Source organism: Mycoplasma sp. 'Moose RK', from assembly GCF_015708155.1.
GTDB lineage: Bacteria > Bacillota_I > Bacilli_A > Mycoplasmatales > Metamycoplasmataceae > Mesomycoplasma.
Map to the genome: position 1 here is coordinate 725,647 of NZ_JADDYD010000001.1, position 18,329 is coordinate 743,975.

Here is an 18,329-nt window from a genome sequence, read left to right on the forward strand (position 1 = left end):
ACTAATTATTGACGATTTTTAAACTTTTTTTGTTCCAAAATTTCTCAAAATTCGTCTTCATTAATTATTTTTACACCTACTTTTTTAGCTTTTTCAGCTTTTGAGCCAGCCGCTTCACCAAAAAGCAAATAATCAGTTTTTGCTGTTAAATTTTGGTGAAAAATTGCACCAGATTCCTCAATTATTGTAACAAAATGGCTTCTAGATCTTGTCAATTTTCCTGAAATTGCAAAACTTGCTCATGCATTTTTTGGATCAACAATTCCTGAATTTTTAAAGTTAAAATTAACATTTTCGAAACAATCCATTAATTTTTGATTTTCAGAATCTGCAAAAAAATCTGATAAAGATTCAATAATTACAGGTCCAAAATCATGTTGATCTATTAATTTTAGATAATTTAATTTTCTTAACTCTGTAATATTCTTTGCATAAAGTGCAAGAATTTTTGCTGATTTAAGACCAACATTTCTAATTCCTAAAGCATAAATAAACCTATAAAAATCGATGTTTTTTGCATTTTCAATTTCATTTAATAGTTTTACAATTGACTTAATTTGTAAAGACGGTGAACTTTTTTTCTGTAAATTTTCAATTTTATCATTTTTATTGGAATTAAATTGAGTGTAAATTTTTTCAAGTTTGCTTTTAAGTGAAAAAATGTCGCAAACATTGGTAATTAAATTATTTTTCAAAAGAACTTCAATTCTTTTTTCGGCAAGAGTTTCAATATTTAGTGCTGGCTTTGAACAAAAATGAACAATTTTTTGTAAAATAACTTCTGGACACTTTTGATTTGGGCAAAATTGGTCTAGTCCCGTTTCACTAAAAATTAATTCTGTATTACATTTTGGGCAATTTTCCAAAATTGGAAAATTGGTTTTTGGATGCTCTAAGACGCTTGCAATTATTTGTGGAATTATCTCACCTGCCTTTTTCACAAAAACTTCAGTATCTAGATTTAATTTTAAATTTTCAATATAACGATAATTTGGTAGAACTGCTGAAGAAACAAGTGTTCCTGCTAGTGCAACAGGTGAAATTTTCGCATTGTAAGTCACTTTTCCAGTTCTTCCAATTGTTGGAAAAATTTTTAAAAGCTTTGTTTTTACGACATCATCCTCAAATTTAAAAGCAATTGCACTGTGAGGAAATTTTGAAGTAGAACCTAATTCATCATAAATGGAAAATTCATTAATTTTGACAACAATTCCGTCAATATTGTAATTTAATTTTTTTCTTTTTTGGTTAATTTCTTCAATATATTCAAAAACTTCTTGAATACTTAAACATTTTTTTTGTAGTGGATTGGTAACAAAACCAATTTTTTTTAAAAAAGAAAAAGCTTGCGATTGTGAACTAATTTTGTGTTTTTCTGGATCAATTAAAGTATAAAAAAATGCACTTAAAAAGTCAAAGTCGCTTTGTTTTGAAAGACTTTTTTCATTTTTTTCTTTGGATTTTTTATATCTACGTAAAATTCCACTTGCAGCATTTCGTGGATTTTTGAAAGATTCTTGATTCAATTTTAGGCCTGAAAATGCGCTATTTTCGATGTAAACTTCACCTCTAATCTCTAAATCCTCATAATAATTAATGTTTTTTGGAATAAATTTATCATTAATTTTCAAAGCATTCATCAAAACATCTTCGCCAAAAACACCATCACCACGAGTTAAAGCGCGAATTAATTTTCCATTTTGGTAAAAAAGCGAAAGTGAAACCCCATCAATTTTTGGTTCAACAAAAAAACTAACATTTGGCAAAATTATAAACGCTTTTTCTGCTCATTTTTGCAATTCACCAATTTTATAGGCCTTATTTAATGAAAGCATTGGGGTTGAATGTTGGACTTTTGCAAATTTTGAGGTAATTTTGCTACCAACTTGTTGGCTTGGTGAGGCATTCAATTCCTCAAGACTAAACAAAAAATAATACTTTTTTTCCAAGGAAAGTAATTTTTTCAACTCACGGTCATAGACAAAATCCTCAACTAATGGTTTTTGAAGTTGATAATAATGATGGTTTCATTTTTCAATTTTTTCTCTTAATTGAAGAATTTCATCACGAATTTTCTTATTATTTTCCATAAATTAAATATTCTGATTTGTGTAAAGTCACCATTTTGGCAAAGTTGAAATAGGGATTACATTATTTTTCATGAGAACAGTTAAAGCAATTAGACTAATAAAAATTAGGACAAAAATGTAATCATTTTTGCAAAAAACTAATTTACGGTAGCGACTTCTTTTTGAATAAACATCGTATCCACGGACATCCATTGCATTTGATAGATCCTCTGCGCGGGAAAAAGCCAAAACAAAAAGTGGAATAATCAATGTAACTAGCGATTTCACTTTGTCCTTAATTTTCCCATGTTTAAAATCAACACCACGCGATGATTGTGCTTTCATAATTCTTGCTGCTTCAAGTAACAAAGTGGGAATAAACCTAATCGCAATCGAAATAATCATTGCAATTATATGTGTTGGAATAAAAAGAAGTCTCAAAGGCAAAATTAAATCCTCAATTGCTTTTGTCAACAAAAAGGGTTTTGTTGAATAAGTCAGAATTGTTGTTGAAATTATCATCCCATAAATACGGATTGCAAGAACAAATGAACGAATTATGCTGACAGTACCAATTGAAAATTCTACTTTTCCAAAAAGGTTAGTTTTAGTTAATTTTCAATTAACAAAATCGCTTGTTTGTTGAGGATTAAGACCAACAACCTCATATGTTGGTAATTTTTGAGTTTTTGAAATTCCCAAGATATTGTCAATATTTTTCTGGTCAATAATAAAACCATAAATCACAATCATAATTAAAAAAAGGATGATTGGTAATTTCAATAAAGTAAAAATTTGTTTAATTCTTCTTGTAGTTATAAAGAAGAAAACAAGTGTTAAAACAAGCAAAATTGCTACTGTCAAAAGGTGATCTGTGATAAAAAAAAGCACAGCAAAAAGGATGTTAAAAGCAATTTTTAGCCGCGGATCCATTCTGTGAATAATTGTATCGCGGGGCACATATTTGGCGATGCTAATTTGCATTTTTTTCCTTTCTAATTAAAAGGTTTAATTCATCAATTAATTCACCAGTTGATTTAATATCCGGAATTTCATAGCCAATTTTGTGTAATTTTTCCTTAAAACTTAGCAAATTAGTTGGAAGCATTTTATTTTCAATCAAAAATTGATTATCATTTAAAATTTTATAGGTGTCACCATCATAAATTATTTTACCATCTTTGAAGAAAATGCATCTTTTCGTTCATTCTAAAACATTGTCAAGATCATGTGTAGCGAGAATAATTGTTTTCCCGTTTTTGTGTAAAGTGTCAAGAATTTCCAGCATTTTTTGTGTGCCTTGAGGATCAAGGCCAGCCGTTGGCTCATCAAAAAAAATGATATCAGGATCCATTGCCAAAATTCCGGCAATTGCTACGCGCCGTTTTTGACCACCTGAAAGTTCGAAAGGTGATTTATCTAAAAAGGAATCATCTAAACCAACAAGTTTTATCATTTCTAATGCTTTAATTTTTGCTTCAGTTTTTGGAACCCCCATCGAAACTGCGCCAAAAATAATGTCTTTTTCAATTGTTTGCTCAAAAAGTTGGTATTCTGCAAACTGAAAAACAACGCCAACACGACGACGAATATCATTTATTTTTTTAATTTTTGAATGAAAAAAACTTGGTTTTTTAACGATTAACTTTTTCTCTTGATTCTCAGAATCAAAATAAAAATATTCAATAAAACCTTCATCGGGCAACAAAAGCGCATTCATGTGTTGAATAAAAGTCGTTTTACCTGAACCTGTTTGACCAATAATTGCAATAAATTCGTTTTGGCCAATTTCAGCGCTAACCCCGTTCAGGGCCTTAATTTCAATTGGCAACTTGTGGTCAAAAATTTTGACTAAATCTTTTGCTTTAATTTTCATAGTTGATCTAACAATTCATTTTCATCATAAGTTGGCGTAATTGATTCAAGTGAATCTGAAATTTTATAAATAAATGGTGAATCGATTTTAGCAACTTCAATTATTTCAGGATTATTTAAAATAAATTTTGGATCACCTTGTGCAACAATTTTACCTTTAGCGAAAACAATGATTTCATCTGCCAGAATTGCCTCATTCATGTTATGAGTTATTGAAATCAATGTTTTTGACTTGTCTTTTCTAAGGTCATCTAAAATTTTGACAACATCAACTTTCCCTTTTGGATCTAACATTGAAGTAATTTCATCAAAAATAATTATTTCAGGATTTAAAGCAAGAACTGAAGCAATTGCCACTCTCTGTTTTTGCCCACCAGACAAAAATTGCGGTTCACGATCCAGGTATGATTTCATATTCACTTTTTCAGCTAAATCAGCAATAATTTTTGGCATTTCCTTTGGATTAACATTAATGTTTTCGAGACTAAAGGCGATGTCATCTTCAACAGTCGCTCCCACAAATTGATTGTCAGGATTTTGAAAAATTATGCCAATTTTTTTCCTAATTTCTGGCAAATTTTTCTTATTTAACAAAATTGAATCAACTTCAATTGTGCCTTTTTGAGGTTTGAAAATACCGGAAAGTACTTTTGAAAAAGTTGATTTTCCTGAACCATTGTGACCAAGAATTGCATAATATTTACCTTTTTCAAGGATGACATTAACATTATCAAGCGCCAATTGCTCCATATCATTTGTGTAGCTGAAGCAAACATCAGTAACTTTTATCATTTTTGCCTTTTTTTATTTATTTTTCAGGATCAAAAATTACTACAAAAGGCCAGTTTCTGTACTTGTCTTGATAGTCAAGACCAAAACCAACAAGAAATACATCTGGGACAACAAATCCAGAAAAATCTGCTTCAATATTGTATTTTCGTTTTGATTTTTTGTCAAATAAAGTTACAACTCTCAAGGATTTAGGTTCTTTTAGCATCAAGTGGTCGCGAATTTTTGCCAAAGTTATTCCAGAATCCAAAATATCATCAAGCAATATTACATCTTTATTTTTGATTTCAGTGTCAATATCTGTAATAATTTTAAGTTGACCTGTGGATTCAGTTCCACCAAAATATGATTTTGCAATAACAAAATCAACAATGCAGTCAATTTTTATTTTTTTAATTAATTCAGCAATGAACATTAAACTTCCTTTGAGAACGCCGACGAAAATAATTGTATCTGAACTTTTGTAGTTAAAATTTATTCACTCAGCAATTTCAGAAATTTTTTCCTCGATCTCTTGTTGAGTATAAAGAACCTTTGTAATATGTTTTGATTTAATCATTCCTTCACCTGCAATTTTATAAATAATTTTAATTTACTAATTTTACAATATTTTTGAAAATTTTTGGTACTTATTTTGTTTTTTTCGTTCATTCCTGCTATTTTTCAGTCTTAAAACCATTGTAAATTCGCCTTTTGGAATGTTTTGCAATTGTTCTAAAATTTGATTTGGTGTACCCAAATAATATTTTTGATAAATTTTAGTCATTTCTTTTACAAGAAAAATTTCAATATTTTCATCATATTTTTCCTGAATAATTTTCAAAATTTGTACTAATTTATAAGGTGAAACATAAAAAATATAACTAAAATATTCTTCAAAATTACTGATTTGTTTAATAATTTGTTGTTTTCTTGAATCAAAAAATCCCATAAAAACCAAAGGAAAATCAAATCCTGAGAGTACAAAAGCGCTCACAAAAGCACTTGGACCAGGAATAAAATCAACCTCAATACCTTTTTCATGAGCCCAACTGACCAAAAATTGCCCCGGATCACTAATTGAAGGGGCTCCGGCATCGGAAATCAGTACAATTTCCTTACCTTCATCAAGAAAAGCGGAAATTTTGTTAATTGAGGATTTTTCGTTAAATTTATGATAAGAAATTAATTTCTTATCATAAATTTGCAAATAATTCAACAACTTTTTTGAAACTCGTGTATCTTCACAAAATATCAAATTAGTGGAACGCAAAATTTCAATTGCACGGAGGCTAATGTCTTTTAAATTTCCAATTGGCGTCGAAATAATAGTGATTTTTGGCATTTTTTTAAGATAAAATAACATTAAGCCTGACTAAAAAAGCTGATTTTTGCAAATTAAAATTCTCATTGGACTTAATGGATTCAAGAAACTTTTGGCATATCAAGATCATTTTTGTTCAAATTTTATAATTTATTGACAAAATTTTGCTTTTTTGAAAATTTTTTGGCAAATTTTTCAAATTTCTTGAAAAAATTGCTTTAATGTAAAAAATTAAAATTTGAACAAAAATGATCGCATTTTCCTTACTAATTAGTTGATTTAAAAACAGCAAAAATTCAAATCTATTTTTAAAAATATTACTAAAAAGTAACTCAAATTTATCCAAATCCGCAGTTTGAATTTTTGAAATTGCTTCTTTTGCCTCTTCAAAATTTGTAAAAATTTCAGCATAAAGAAAATTATAACGGTTTTCACGTCATGAATTAAGTTTTTTTTCAAGCCGATTAGTCTGATCAAATTCATTGAAACTGAAAATTTGGCATCTTGATGCAATTGTTGGTAAAATTAAATTTTTATTTTTGGCAGTTAACAAAAAATAACTGGAATTAGGTGGTTCCTCAAGGACTTTTAGGATCGAATTTAGCAGAAAGATGTTTGCTTTTTCAACATTTTTTAACACAAAAATTCGCAAATCACACTCCGAAATTGAACTATAATATAATTTATTAATCTCCTCCACAAATTCAGATTTTGAAATGCTTTTATCTAAAATATCAAGTTGGTAAATTTCGTATTTTTTTTCAAATAATTGACTAAATTCAATAATTTTTTGATCAATTATTTCTGAATAATGTGAAATAAGCAAAATAGCATGAGGAATTTTTTGATTTTTTGACAAATTATCGAGAAAAAGATTTCAATTTTTCATTATTTTTATAAAAATCCTCAAAAATCATAATTACTTGAGCTAGAACTTCATTTCAATCCATGTTAGCGTTAATTTCAAAAAAATTTTGCCTAGATTTGGCTAAATATTGATACCCTTGAATCACTCTTTTGTAAAAATTTTCATCATGAGTTTCAAGACGATCTTTTTGTTTTTTTCGAGAAATGGTCATTCTTTCAACAGATTTTTTAAATTCTACATCCAAGAAAAAAGTAATATCAGGTTTGATATTCTCTGAAACTATGTTATTTAAATCCTCAACAAGATTAATGTCTAAATTGCCGCCAAAACCTTGATAGGCGATTGAAGAATCAATAAAACGGTCACAAACCACAATTTTTCCTGATTCAAGTGAAGGCCAAATTAGCTTTTCAAGGTGGATTCTTCTTGAGGTCGCAAACAAAAGCATTTCAACATAAGGGCTAATTTGGTTCTTTTTATTAAGTAAAAATTCCCTGATTTCCTGCGCTTCTCTAAGATTTTTCCCTCCTGGCTCAAAAGTTAAAACAATTTCCTTTTGGGGGAATTTTATTGCCAAATATTTAACAAAATATTTCGAAATTGTTGATTTACCACTAGCGTCAATGCCTTCAAAAGTTATAAACATATTCTAATTTTCCACTTTCTGTCGATTTTTGAGAGCCTGATCCAGGGTTAAACTATCAACATAGTCGATCGTGGCGCCAAAAGGGACACCAATTGCTAATTTTGTGATTTTTTTACCAGTAAAAAATGGATGTTTTGCAAGAAAGTTTGTAAGAATTAACCCATCAATTGTCGATGAAAAAGCAAGGATTATTTCTGATTGATCACTCACAAAACTAGCTAATTTTTTGACACGTTCATCAAGTTTTTCAAGGTTTTTTTTGTCGTATTTTCCAAAAACAAAATATTTTCCATCAAATTTTCCTGATTCTTCAAATTTAGTGACAATATCTGAATGTTCAACCACCAGAATTTTCAAAGAACGCTGTGAATTCAGGCACATTTTGCAAATAAGATTTGAATTTAAATAACCACATTTTTCACAATAATGGGTGTTTTTTTTAAATTCGCGAATCAAATTTAGAAAATTTTCAATTTCTTCCATTGGAGTTTCGATCAAAAAAAACAGGATTTTCATTGCCTGTTTTTTGGAAATTCCAGGAACTTTTTTTAGCTGTTCTATAAGATTTTCAAGATCTTCGTTGTTCATAATTTAATTCAAATTTGTTGGATTTACGGGAACTAATTCTTCATTTTTTTCTTTAATTTTCAACAAAGATTGATTCAAGGTGATTGTAATTAAGTCTTCGAGAGTTTCAACATCGTCTTGATCAATTAAAATAGGGTTAATTTTTAACTTTTTAATCTCAAATCCGCCGGAAATTGTTACTGAAATTCCTTGACTGTTAAAATCAAAATCAGTATTTTCAAGCTCTTTTTTCTTTTGTTCTTGATCTTTTTGCATTTTTTGTGCTTCTTTTAATAATTTTTGAAAATTCATTTTTCCCTCCAAATTTTAATGTAAATTATAAATATTTTACATGAAAAAAGTTGGTAAACCTTATTTGGCTAAACTAAGTTTTTCAAGATCTTCTTCAGTAAAATTTTTGCCTTTCAAATTTGGCAAAGGCTTCGGTTCAATTTTTTTTCCTGCTTTCGAAAGTTCAGATTTTTTTTCTTTTGCCTTATTAAAAAGCTCTTTGCTAATGGCATAAAAATGCATTTGTTTGCCAAAAATCAAGGAAATCAAATAATGTGCATCAATGTTTTTTTTTGCAATTTCAATTAAAAAACTTTCATATTCTTTTTTTAGAGTGTAAAGACAAATCATGTTTGTATCAAGTGCAAAAATTATTGAATGCTTGAAAACACTAATTATTTGCATGAATTTTGAGTCAAATTCATAAGAAATCATGTTATTTTTTCACTCTTCTTTCATTTTTTCATACAAACCTGGATTTTTTTTTTTAAACCTACGATCCAAAAGTGCAAGATTTATAACTTGCTCAACATTTAAATAGTCGTTAATTATGGAATTTTTGTTATCAACATAGTCAAATTCTGAAAAATTTTCTGGCGAATTTCCCTGGAATTCTATTTTTTCATTTAAGTTGGTTTTAGTTTCTTTATTAAATTTTTGTTTTGAAAAAGTTGATTTGACAAGGTTGAAAATATTCAATGAATTCAGACTGTTTTTCGGTTGAGTTTTTTTTTGAGAATCCAAGTTTAAATCGTGATTTTCAGACAATTTTTCAGGAGCCAAATTGGCAAAAGACTCATGTTTTACGACATCTTTTGAGTTTGGATTGCTATCAAAATTATTTTCATTTAATTTTTGAAAAATAAAAGGATTTTGATTTTTTTTCTCATTTTGCACTAAAAAATCAGGTTTTTTTTCAACTTTTTCTAAATTTTCATTGACTGGAATTTCCTTAATTTGCGATCTAAAATTGAAATTTTTTTCAATCCCAGCTTCAAGTTTAAGTCTCTGAAGTCGATCTTCTATTTTTTGAAAACTAGTAATATTTTCTTGGGTTTTTTCGTAATTTTTAATCACTATTTGTTTAGAATTTTGCTCAACGACTTCATCTTTTTGCGAATTTTGGACTGTAAAAATTGGGTCATTTTTGAATTCGACCTGTGTTTCCGCCAATATTTTCATTGCAAAAATTTCAAGCGCTAAACTTTGTGATTCATTTGCATCAAAATCTTTTAAATTTGTAAAAGCAATTTGCAAAAATTTGTAAGCAAATTCACGATTAATTTTTATTTTATTTAATTCAGCAACGCTGAAAATTTCAAGTAATTCAACGCTTTGAGTTGATTTTCAAAAAATTCATTCCTTTACTAAATTAATCAATGATTCTAAAAACAAGCGGTAATTTTTATTTTCTGAAAAAATTTTTTGTAAAATTGCAAAAGAAGTTTTTGATTCTCCAGCAAAAAGTGCATTAGTAAAATCGACTAATTTTTCCTTTGTGGTTAGACCAAAAAGCTCGTTAATACTGGCTTGATTTAGAATTCCATTGCCAAAAGTGACAACTTGCTCTAAAATAGAAATTGCATCGCGGAGACTGCCTTTGCTTAATGAAAAAATTGATTTTAGGGCATTTTTTTCATAATCAATTTCTTCATTTTTAAGAATAAATTCCAGCCTTTGACAAACTTCTTCTTCATTTAGTGTTAAAAAATTATAACGCTGAACACGTGAAAGGATTGTCAAAGGAATTTTGTGAACTTCGGTAGTCGCTAAAATGAAAATTACATGGCTTGGTGGCTCTTCCAAAGTTTTCAAAAAGGCATTGAAAGCAGAAGATGAAAGCATGTGGACCTCGTCCAAAATGTAAATTTTAAACTTTCCAACTTGTGGTAAATTAACAATATTTTCACTAATTTCCCTGATTTCACGGACTCCATTGTGTGAAGCGGCGTCCATTTCAATAATGTCAAGCGAGGTATTGATATTTTGAATACAAAGTTTGCAAGGCTCTAAAACATCTGATTTGTGAGCGCAATTTATTGTGTTTGCAAAAATTTTTGCAAGTGATGTTTTTCCGGTTCCTCTAGGCCCAGAAAACAAATAAGCATGAAAGAAATTCCCTGATTTCACGATGTTTTTTAGACTTTCGACAAGGTATTTTTGGCCAACGACATCGCTAAATTTTGTTGGGCGATACTTTCGATATCAAGCAACATAATTCATCTTTCCTTGCATAAATCTCCTTGATTTTTTTTTTTTTTTTGAACAAAAAAGTCTAAAACACGCTTAAAAAATACTTTACAATCTTGCAAAAGTAGAAAAAATTTACACCAAAATTGCAAAACTAAATGAAAACAAATAGTTTATAATATTATAAATTATAACTAAAATTTTAGAGGTAAATAATTTCTTCAAGAAATTTCTAAGCGATGGAAAAACAAAAATTACAAACCAAAAATTCCAATGAACTGAGTTTATCTTTTGATTTCCAAATTCTTAATTATGAATTTCGCCAAATTGATATTAAAATCAATGGTCTTTTGACAAAATTAGATTATAATCCCAACTATTTTTATTGATTTGTTGAAGATTTAATTCTATTTTTGGCAAAAAATCGTTACGCATTGCGCTGAGATTATGAGAAAGTGAAAATTTTTAACCTTGAAGTTCTTCAATTAGGCGAAAATCTTAATGATTTTAAGAAAAAATTTAGTTCGATCACAAATTTTGATTTAGAATATAATTAATTTTGGAGAACAATGAAAATTTACACTACACAAAAAACAAGCCCTTTTTACACGCTGATTTGTGAGGAAGTGATGTTAAAAGATGACAAAAATCAAGAAGATATTTTGTATTTTTACCAGCATGATAATGCCATAATTATTGGAAAAAATCAAAATATTTATGAAGAAATCAAGCTTGAAGAGGTTGAAAAAGAGAAAATTGAAGTTTACCGTCGATTATCAGGTGGTGGCGCTGTTTACCATGATTTAGGGAACATCAATTTTTCTTTTATTACAAAAAAAGGCAATCACAGTTACCAAAAATTCTTGACTCCGGTAATCGAATTTTTCGAAACTCTTGGTTTGAAAGCCGAATTTAAAGGTCGAAATGATTTAATTGTTAACGGCGGCAAGGTTTCTGGGAATGCACAAATTATTTACAAAGACAGAATTGTTCACCACGGAACAATTCTGTTCAACGCGAACTTGACAAAATTGGGTCAAGTTCTTAAACCAAATAAATTAAAAATTGAATCAAAAGGGATAAAATCGATTCGGCAACGAGTTACAAATATTTTGCATGAAATTGATGAACAAATGAAAAATAGTGAATTTATATTTCAACTTATTTCATTTTTTGAAAAAAAATACGACAGCAAAGCAATTGATATTGAAAAATATTTTTCAAATGGAATTTCAGAAAATTTGGAATTTCAGAAATTAGCTAAACTCCGGAAATCAAAAGATTGAATTTATGGCACAAATCCACATTTCACCTATGAAAATATGAACAAAACTAGTGCCGGAATTTTGAAAGTTCTTGCAAATGTTGAAAAAAATTTAATTGTAAAAATTAAATTTGAAGGTGACTTTTTGTCGCAAAGGCAAGTTGAAGAAATTGAACTTTTACTAGAAAATAAAGAATTTAATCCGCAAATAATTGCTGAAGAATTACGAAAAATTCATGATTTAGAAGAATATTTTGGCGCAATTCCTATATCGGAAATTTTGTCAACAATTTTTGGAAACTAATTAAAAAATGCAACTAACAGCAAAAATTCCAATTGAAAATGAAGAAATTTTCTACTTCATTGAAGAAAATAATCGTCCAAAAGTCTTGTTTTTACATGGTTTTAACTCAAATCAAAATTTTATTTTTCAATTAAAAAATAAAAAAGACCGAAAATATGATATTGTTGCTGTTGATTTTCCAGGTTGTGGGCTAAGTTCACAAAATGAAGAAATTACTGTTGAAAAATATCAAGATATAATTGCAAAATTTATCAAAATACTTGATATTGATATCAGCTTGACAGTGGGGCATTCGCTCGGCTGCGTGATAACCTTATTTTTGTTAAAAGAAGGCTTAACAAAAAAGGCAATTTTAGTTGCGCCACTAAATCCTTATATTTTTCAAGCTGTTTTTAAAAATCTTATCAAAAATTTGAACATTTGATTGCTTCCAAAAACTTTGGAGGATGCAAAAAACTGTCTAAAAAACTTAGTTTTTAGTGATAAATTAAATTTTCGAAGTGATTTGCAAAAAAATGCGATTAATTTTTTAAAATTAGTCAATAAAAAACGTGTTTTTTTAAAAAAAATTGTTACAAGTCAGATTCTTAATCCAGATTGACACCGAAGAATTTTGCTGCCACTTTTTCAACAGCAAAATGATTTTTTGATAATTGGTGCTGCAAATGATAATTTTGTTCCGATTACAAGTTTAGAAAAAATTTCAGAAAAATTTAAGAAAAAACTTATAACAATTAATGATTGCGGTCATGCAGTTTTTTTTGAAAAAAGTGAGGAAATCAATATTGAAATTGAAAAAATGTTGGAAATAAATCTGTAATTTTGAACTTTTATTTGTTTTGTTCCTGAAACACAATTTTAAACTAATTTTACCCAAATATACATGGAAAATGGTGGGCTTAGTGTGGAAAATTTGGCCAATTTTCCTAAATTTTTCCATTTTTTTTATATATCTATTTTGAAATCCTGAAATTTAAAATATACCCTAAATTCTGTATTTTAAATTAATTTTCAATCTGGAAATACTAGAAATTTATTCATCTGGATTTTGACATTTAGGACAAAAATAAGTTCCTCTGCCGGCAACGACTATCTTCAAAATTTTAGTTTTGCATCTTTGACAAGGAAAATTTTTCTTTGTATGAACCTTCAAAAAATTTTGAAATTTTCCCTCTTTTGCGTTCAAAGATGTATAAGAACTGATACTGGAACCACCAAGTTCTATTGATTTTTGCAAAATTTCCTTGCTAAACTCAATAATTTGCTCTGTTAATTTTTTTGAAATCGAATTTGCTTTTTTTCCAGGAAATATTTTTGCAGCAAAACAAACCTCATCTGCATAAATATTCCCAAGGCCACTGATTATTTTTTGATCAAGCAAAACCGCTTTAATCGAACGATTTGACCTTGAAATTTTTTGCCAAAAAATTTCAAGGTCAATTAAAAAAGGATCAGGCGCCAAATCAACAAGTGGTTTTGTTGCAAATAAATTATCATTTTGCCGAATCATGAAAGTTCCAAATTTACGGCTATCATTGTAATTAAGAACAAAATTATCGGAAAAAATGAAAGAAATATAGTCAAATTTTTCCCATTTTTGAGTTTTATAAGTAAAATATTTTCCATTCATACGCAAATGCGAAAGAATAACTTTTTGATTATCTAAAAAAATTAAAATATGTTTTGCTTTATTTTGAACATCAACAACAGTTGAATTTACAACCGCTTTTTGAAATTCGGGGAAGCTAATTTCCTTTATAAAGTTGGTGTCACGAGCCAAAACATTGATAATTTTTTTACCAATTATCACTGGTTTTAGGGCGTTTACGACCGTGACAACTTCAGGCAATTCAGGCACTATTTATCAAGTTCCTCAATTCGCGCTTGATGTCTTCCCCCCTCATAGTCTGTTTCCAAAAATTTGTTAATGAAGGAAATTGTTTCATCTTTGGAATTAAATCGCGCAGAAAGTGCCAGCGCATTTGCGTTGTTATGCAATTTCGCAAGATAAGCGTCATTTTCGCTTGTAACTCTAGCGGCCCGAATGTGTTTGAAACGATTTAGGGCATACGACATTCCAAGCCCGGTTCCACAAATGCCGATCCCGACTTGATCAGGATTTTTGAGCAAAAAATCTGCCAATTTTTTACCATAAAATGCGTAGGATGTTGATTCTGAGTTGTTTGGTCCAAGATCTGAAACTACAAAACCATGTCTTTGAAGATAATCAATAACTTCCTTTTTTCTCTCAAAACCAGCGTGATCTGATACAATTGCAATTTTTTTAGCCATAATGCTCCAATGATAATTTGCATTTTTTGATTAGTTTTTAATTAAATTATATAATAAGTTCCTACCAAAAAAATAATTTAATTTTTTGGTAGGAAAAAAAGAGACAGATAAAATTTGTCTCTTTTTTCAAAATTTAGAAAAAATTATTTACTATAAAACTCAACAATTAACGATTCTTTGATTTCTTGATTTAATTCAGAACGTTCAGGAAGTCGTGAAAAAGCAACTTTAAAATTTTGACGATCGACTTCAAGCCAAGGTGCAGGAGTTTTTTTATCAAGAGCGGATAAAATCTGCTCATTTTTACGGATTTTACCTTCCTTGCGATTTGTTAATTCAAAAAAATCACCGACTTTTAATTGAAAAGATGGAATATTCACTTTTTTGTTGTTAACTAAAAAGTGACCGTGATTTACCAATTGGCGGGCTTGGCGACGAGTTTCAGCAAAACCAGCTCGATAGACCGAATTATCTAAGCGTGATTCAAGTGCTTGAAGAAATAAAGTACCTGCGATCCCAGTCTTTTTTGATGCTTTCCGAAAAGTATTACGAAACTGTTTTTCAGAAAGTCCATACATAAAACGAGCTTTTTGCTTTTCTTGAAGGTGGACACCATAATCAGAAAGTTTTGAACGTCGTTGACCATGTTGACCAGGCGCATATTTTCTTTGTTTACCCTTGGCAAATTCTTTGCCGGTTTCCAAAATTGAAAAACCCAAACGGCGCGATTTTTTAAATACAGAACCTGTATATCGTGACATTTTTTCTCCTTTTAACATTGATATTGCATTTTTAGATTAAAAAGAGAAAACTAAATAGTAATTAAATCACTTTTAGATCTAATGTTTTCATTTACAGCTAATTACTCACAAATCTAGGCAAATCTAAAAGCAAATTTAACACTAATTACGCTGTTAATTTAAAAATGCTTCTGGAATTATAACATATTTTTACTAAATAAAAAGCATTTTGCTAAATTTTTGGGAAAATTTTCAAAATATGGTAGAATTAACTTGCACAATTCAATCGCAGATATATTTTATATTTGAGGAAAGTCCGCGCTAGCACTGCCTGCGATGGTAGTAAAGTTCATGTTGGATCTAATAAATCCAAGCTTAGACGACAAGTGCCACAGAGACGAGTTTTTTTATGATTTTCATAAATAAAGGTGAAACGCGGTAAACTCCATGAGCTAGAAACCTAAATATTTGGTAAGGGAGTCCAATCAAGGGAATTGAACTGAGATTGGGAGGTTTTTAATTTTAAAAACTTAGATAAATGATTGATTGATACAGAACGCGGCTTATTAGTGCAAAACGCCATTTTGGCGTTTTTTTATATATATGAAACTGCAGCAATTAAAACCACTGGAAATAAGAGCTTTCTGTGGATCTAAACCTATTTGTTTTTTAAAAATTAGAGAAAACTTTTTTTCTTTTTTGAAATTACCATTGAATGGTAGGATGTTAAAATTTGTGGTTTTATTTTTTATGGTAAAACTTCAAACTTAAAAAATAAAAAGATTTAAAAATCTACTGGAGATCATTCTTACATAGAAAAAGTGCTGTAATTTACAGCACTTTTTCTATGTAAGAATTGATTCAGAATGATATGGTGGCTCCGACAGGAATCGAACCAGTGACACACGGTGCTTCAAACCGTTGCTCTACCTACTGAGCTACAGAGCCGATGGCGGTCTAGACGGGGATCGAACCCGCGATCTCCTCCGTGACAGAGAGGCGTATTAACCACTTTACTACTAGACCAAATGGTTGCGGAGGCAGGAATCGAACCTACGACCTTTGGGTTATGAGCCCAACGAGCTACCTCTGCTCTACTCCGCTTTGTTATTTAAGATAATAAAATTATACAAAAGAAATTTGTGGTTTTAAATTAAATGTTAAATGGCGGGCAATGAGGGATTCGAACCCCCGCGGGCTTTCACACCCCTGCCAGTTTTCAAGACTAGTCCCTTCAGCCACTTGGGTAATTGCCCATTTTGGTGGATCTAACTGGATTCGAACCAGTGACCAGCCGGTTATGAGCCGGGTGCTCTAACCACTGAGCTATAGATCCACACTATTATTTCTATATTCAAACAAAAAAGGATCAAAAAAAAAAAAAAATAAAAGGAGGAATTTTATACAAAAAATTTTAGAAAAAAAGTTAATATTAATTTTGAAAGTATGCGAAGTTCTCTTAAAAGATGAAGACCGTAACATAAAAACAAGTAAAGGTAAAGGTGAATACAAAAATAACATGAGTAACATTAAATAATTTAAATAAAAAATTACAAAGTGTTAAACCAATTAAAAATCTGGTGGCTCCAAAGAGATTCGAACTCATGACCTTCCGGGTATGAACCGGGCGCTCTAACCAACTGAGCTATGGAGCCATTTGGTGGAGAGGAAGGGAGTCGAACCCTCTACCTCCTGCGTGCAAAACAGGCGCTCTAGCCAAATGAGCTACCCCCCCAAAAAATGGTGAAGAAGACAGGATTTGAACCTGCGACCACTACGTCCCAAACGTAGCGCTCTACCAAGCTGAGCTACTTCTCCAACAACTAATTATACACTAAAAAAAATTAAAGACAAAAAATTTTTCATTTTTTTAATTGTTGGCGAATTTTGGGAATTTTTTTTTTTTTTTTAAAAAAAAAAAAAAAATGGCGATCACGAGAGGATTCGAACCTCTGACCACAAGCTTAGAAGGCTCGTGCTCTATCCTACTGAGCTACGTGACCACTTACAAAATTATACCATTTTTTTAATCTGAATTTATAATTTTATGTTATGAAAATAAATTGATTTCCTGGTCATATGGCGAAAAGTGTTAATGATCTTGTTAAAAAGGCGGTTTTAGTTGATCTTTTTATACTTGTTTTGGATGCGCGAGCGCCGATTTCTAGCTTTAATAGTGAATTTCAAAAAATTGCACCTAATAAATTCAGACTTTTAATTATTACTAAAATTGACTTGGCTGACCAAAAAAAACTCGTAAAAACAAAAAAATTTTTTGAAAAAAAAAATTTTTTTGTTTTGCTTATAAATTTAAAAGATAATGGCGCAAAAAGACAAATTTTGGCAAAATTAAATCATTTAAACAGGTTAAAACAAGAAAAAAATCACAAAGATTTTCAGAATGCGATTATGAAAATCTTTGTTGTTGGAATGCCAAATACTGGAAAATCAACATTGATAAATTTACTTACAAATTCACAGTTAAAAGTTGGAAATCAGCCCGGAATAACAAGAAATAATCAATGAGTTAGTCTAAACAACTTCCTTTTTCTTGACACACCGGGAATTTTACTTCCAAAAATGGAGGATGAATTAGTAGCAATAAAATTAGCACTTATTGGTTCAATAAAACAGGAAATTATTGACCTGAATTATCTTGTTGTTAATTCATACATTTTAATTTCGGATTTATATCCAAATTTATTAATAGATTTAGGTATAAATCCGGCAAAAATTGAAAGTGAAATTAATTTTAATTTAATAAAATTAGCGCAAATCAAAGGATTCAGGAATAAAAATGACCTTGGTTTAAATAGATGTAGAATTTGGTTTTTGAATTATATTAGACAACAAAAAATTACTTTGGATTAAAAAAGTAGAAAAATTTAAGAAAAAATGGGATAGTTTTTCTAATTCAAACAACATTTTCATGTGTAATTACCCAAAATTAAAAAAATAGACGTCATAGACGTCTATTTTCAAATGAAAATCTCAAAAAGTACTGAGCATAAGTGTTTTTTTGAATTTTGATCTCAAAAATTAACTAAAAAGTAAGAAACATTCTTATTTTTTGCTCCAAAATCCTTATTTTTCATGTGGATTTTGGCAAAAACGAAAAAACTACTTACAGA

At 29.5% G+C, this 18,329-nt stretch carries 18 protein-coding genes, 9 tRNA genes and 1 other RNA gene; 5 read left to right on the forward strand and 23 right to left on the reverse strand.

The window, feature by feature from the left end; genetic code table 4:
- Positions 1 to 5: 5 nt before the first annotated feature.
- Genes ligA through dnaX form a run of 11 tightly spaced genes read right to left on the reverse strand, consistent with a single transcriptional unit; the run spans position 6 to position 10,643 of the window.
- Positions 6 to 2,090 carry an NAD-dependent DNA ligase LigA gene (gene ligA / locus IM807_RS02670; protein WP_196363004.1) on the reverse strand — a complete coding sequence of 695 codons (2,085 nt, stop codon included), beginning with the start codon at positions 2,088 to 2,090 and terminating at the stop codon, positions 6 to 8.
- A 3-nt stretch (positions 2,091 to 2,093) separates the two neighbouring features.
- Positions 2,094 to 3,053, reverse strand: a complete 960-nt coding sequence (locus IM807_RS02675; RefSeq protein WP_196363005.1) for an energy-coupling factor transporter transmembrane protein EcfT — start codon at positions 3,051 to 3,053, stop codon at positions 2,094 to 2,096.
- Positions 3,043 to 3,945, reverse strand: a complete 903-nt coding sequence (locus IM807_RS02680) for an ATP-binding cassette domain-containing protein (protein WP_196363006.1) — start codon at positions 3,943 to 3,945, stop codon at positions 3,043 to 3,045. Before IM807_RS02680 ends, IM807_RS02675 begins: the two co-directional genes overlap by 11 nt.
- The gene (locus IM807_RS02685) at positions 3,921 to 4,736 is read right to left on the reverse strand and encodes an energy-coupling factor transporter ATPase (RefSeq protein ID WP_196363007.1); all 816 of its coding nucleotides are present in this window, start codon (positions 4,734 to 4,736) and stop codon (positions 3,921 to 3,923) included. Before IM807_RS02685 ends, IM807_RS02680 begins: the two co-directional genes overlap by 25 nt.
- 16 nt (positions 4,737 to 4,752) lie before the next feature.
- A complete protein-coding gene (gene hpt, locus IM807_RS02690; RefSeq protein WP_230861173.1) occupies positions 4,753 to 5,292 on the reverse strand; it encodes a hypoxanthine phosphoribosyltransferase in 540 nt (179 codons plus the stop codon).
- 42 nt (positions 5,293 to 5,334) lie between these two features.
- Positions 5,335 to 6,057, reverse strand: coding sequence for a 16S rRNA (cytidine(1402)-2'-O)-methyltransferase (gene rsmI, locus IM807_RS02695; RefSeq protein WP_196363008.1), 723 nt, complete (start codon positions 6,055 to 6,057; stop codon positions 5,335 to 5,337).
- A 4-nt stretch (positions 6,058 to 6,061) separates the two neighbouring features.
- Entirely contained in the window at positions 6,062 to 6,925 is an 864-nt protein-coding gene (locus IM807_RS02700) for a DNA polymerase III subunit delta' (protein WP_196363009.1), read from the reverse strand.
- On the reverse strand, positions 6,897 to 7,550 hold the full coding sequence (gene tmk / locus IM807_RS02705) for a dTMP kinase (RefSeq protein WP_196363010.1): 654 nt from the start codon (positions 7,548 to 7,550) through the stop codon (positions 6,897 to 6,899). The genes IM807_RS02700 and tmk overlap by 29 nt, the downstream gene beginning before the upstream one ends.
- 3 nt (positions 7,551 to 7,553) lie before the next feature.
- On the reverse strand, positions 7,554 to 8,138 hold the full coding sequence (locus IM807_RS02710; protein ID WP_196363011.1) for a toprim domain-containing protein: 585 nt from the start codon (positions 8,136 to 8,138) through the stop codon (positions 7,554 to 7,556).
- A 3-nt stretch (positions 8,139 to 8,141) separates the two neighbouring features.
- Complete coding sequence (locus tag IM807_RS02715) at positions 8,142 to 8,429, reverse strand: YbaB/EbfC family nucleoid-associated protein (protein WP_196363012.1); 288 nt, start codon at positions 8,427 to 8,429, stop codon at positions 8,142 to 8,144.
- Between the two features lie 60 nt (positions 8,430 to 8,489).
- Positions 8,490 to 10,643 (reverse strand): DNA polymerase III subunit gamma/tau, encoded by a 2,154-nt coding sequence (dnaX, locus tag IM807_RS02720; protein WP_196363013.1) that lies wholly within the window; start codon positions 10,641 to 10,643, stop codon positions 8,490 to 8,492.
- A gap of 194 nt (positions 10,644 to 10,837) precedes the next feature.
- On the opposite strand from dnaX, the gene IM807_RS02725 reads away from it, so the two are divergent.
- Genes IM807_RS02725 through IM807_RS02735 form a run of 3 tightly spaced genes read left to right on the forward strand, consistent with a single transcriptional unit; the run spans position 10,838 to position 12,986 of the window.
- Positions 10,838 to 11,155 (forward strand): hypothetical protein, encoded by a 318-nt coding sequence (locus IM807_RS02725; protein ID WP_196363014.1) that lies wholly within the window; start codon positions 10,838 to 10,840, stop codon positions 11,153 to 11,155.
- A 12-nt stretch (positions 11,156 to 11,167) separates the two neighbouring features.
- A complete protein-coding gene (locus tag IM807_RS02730) occupies positions 11,168 to 12,166 on the forward strand; it encodes a lipoate--protein ligase (protein ID WP_196363015.1) in 999 nt (332 codons plus the stop codon).
- Positions 12,167 to 12,173: 7 nt separating this feature from the next.
- Entirely contained in the window at positions 12,174 to 12,986 is an 813-nt protein-coding gene (locus tag IM807_RS02735; RefSeq protein WP_196363016.1) for an alpha/beta fold hydrolase, read from the forward strand.
- Between the two features lie 213 nt (positions 12,987 to 13,199).
- On the opposite strand, the gene mutM is transcribed toward IM807_RS02735, so the two are convergent.
- The 3 genes from mutM to rpsD all read right to left on the reverse strand — a co-directional run bounded on the left by mutM (position 13,200) and on the right by rpsD (position 15,219).
- Positions 13,200 to 14,024: a DNA-formamidopyrimidine glycosylase gene (gene mutM / locus IM807_RS02740; protein WP_196363017.1), complete on the reverse strand. Its 825-nt coding sequence runs from the start codon at positions 14,022 to 14,024 to the stop codon at positions 13,200 to 13,202.
- Positions 14,024 to 14,458, reverse strand: coding sequence for an RpiB/LacA/LacB family sugar-phosphate isomerase (locus IM807_RS02745; protein WP_196363018.1), 435 nt, complete (start codon positions 14,456 to 14,458; stop codon positions 14,024 to 14,026). The genes mutM and IM807_RS02745 overlap by 1 nt, the downstream gene beginning before the upstream one ends.
- A gap of 143 nt (positions 14,459 to 14,601) precedes the next feature.
- Positions 14,602 to 15,219 carry a 30S ribosomal protein S4 gene (gene rpsD / locus IM807_RS02750; protein ID WP_196363019.1) on the reverse strand — a complete coding sequence of 206 codons (618 nt, stop codon included), beginning with the start codon at positions 15,217 to 15,219 and terminating at the stop codon, positions 14,602 to 14,604.
- 253 nt (positions 15,220 to 15,472) lie between these two features.
- On the opposite strand from rpsD, the gene rnpB reads away from it, so the two are divergent.
- Positions 15,473 to 15,769, forward strand: an RNA gene (gene rnpB, locus IM807_RS02755) — RNase P RNA component class B.
- A 301-nt stretch (positions 15,770 to 16,070) separates the two neighbouring features.
- Here the strand turns inward: rnpB and IM807_RS02760 are convergent.
- From IM807_RS02760 to IM807_RS02800, 9 genes are all read right to left on the reverse strand, one after another.
- Positions 16,071 to 16,146, reverse strand: a tRNA-Phe gene (locus IM807_RS02760).
- 2 nt (positions 16,147 to 16,148) lie between these two features.
- Positions 16,149 to 16,224: transfer RNA gene (locus IM807_RS02765), tRNA-Asp, on the reverse strand.
- A 3-nt stretch (positions 16,225 to 16,227) separates the two neighbouring features.
- Positions 16,228 to 16,302, reverse strand: a tRNA-Met gene (locus IM807_RS02770).
- A 61-nt stretch (positions 16,303 to 16,363) separates the two neighbouring features.
- Positions 16,364 to 16,454 (reverse strand) — tRNA-Ser (locus IM807_RS02775).
- A gap of 4 nt (positions 16,455 to 16,458) precedes the next feature.
- Positions 16,459 to 16,534, reverse strand: a tRNA-Ile gene (locus IM807_RS02780).
- A gap of 242 nt (positions 16,535 to 16,776) precedes the next feature.
- Positions 16,777 to 16,853, reverse strand: a tRNA-Met gene (locus IM807_RS02785).
- Between the two features lie 3 nt (positions 16,854 to 16,856).
- Positions 16,857 to 16,933 (reverse strand) — tRNA-Ala (locus IM807_RS02790).
- A gap of 6 nt (positions 16,934 to 16,939) precedes the next feature.
- Positions 16,940 to 17,016: transfer RNA gene (locus IM807_RS02795), tRNA-Pro, on the reverse strand.
- Positions 17,017 to 17,124: 108 nt separating this feature from the next.
- Positions 17,125 to 17,201, reverse strand: a tRNA-Arg gene (locus IM807_RS02800).
- Between the two features lie 49 nt (positions 17,202 to 17,250).
- Between IM807_RS02800 and ylqF the strand changes: the two genes are divergently transcribed.
- Positions 17,251 to 18,069 (forward strand): ribosome biogenesis GTPase YlqF, encoded by an 819-nt coding sequence (ylqF, locus tag IM807_RS02805; protein WP_196363020.1) that lies wholly within the window; start codon positions 17,251 to 17,253, stop codon positions 18,067 to 18,069.
- Positions 18,070 to 18,329 lie beyond the last annotated feature (260 nt).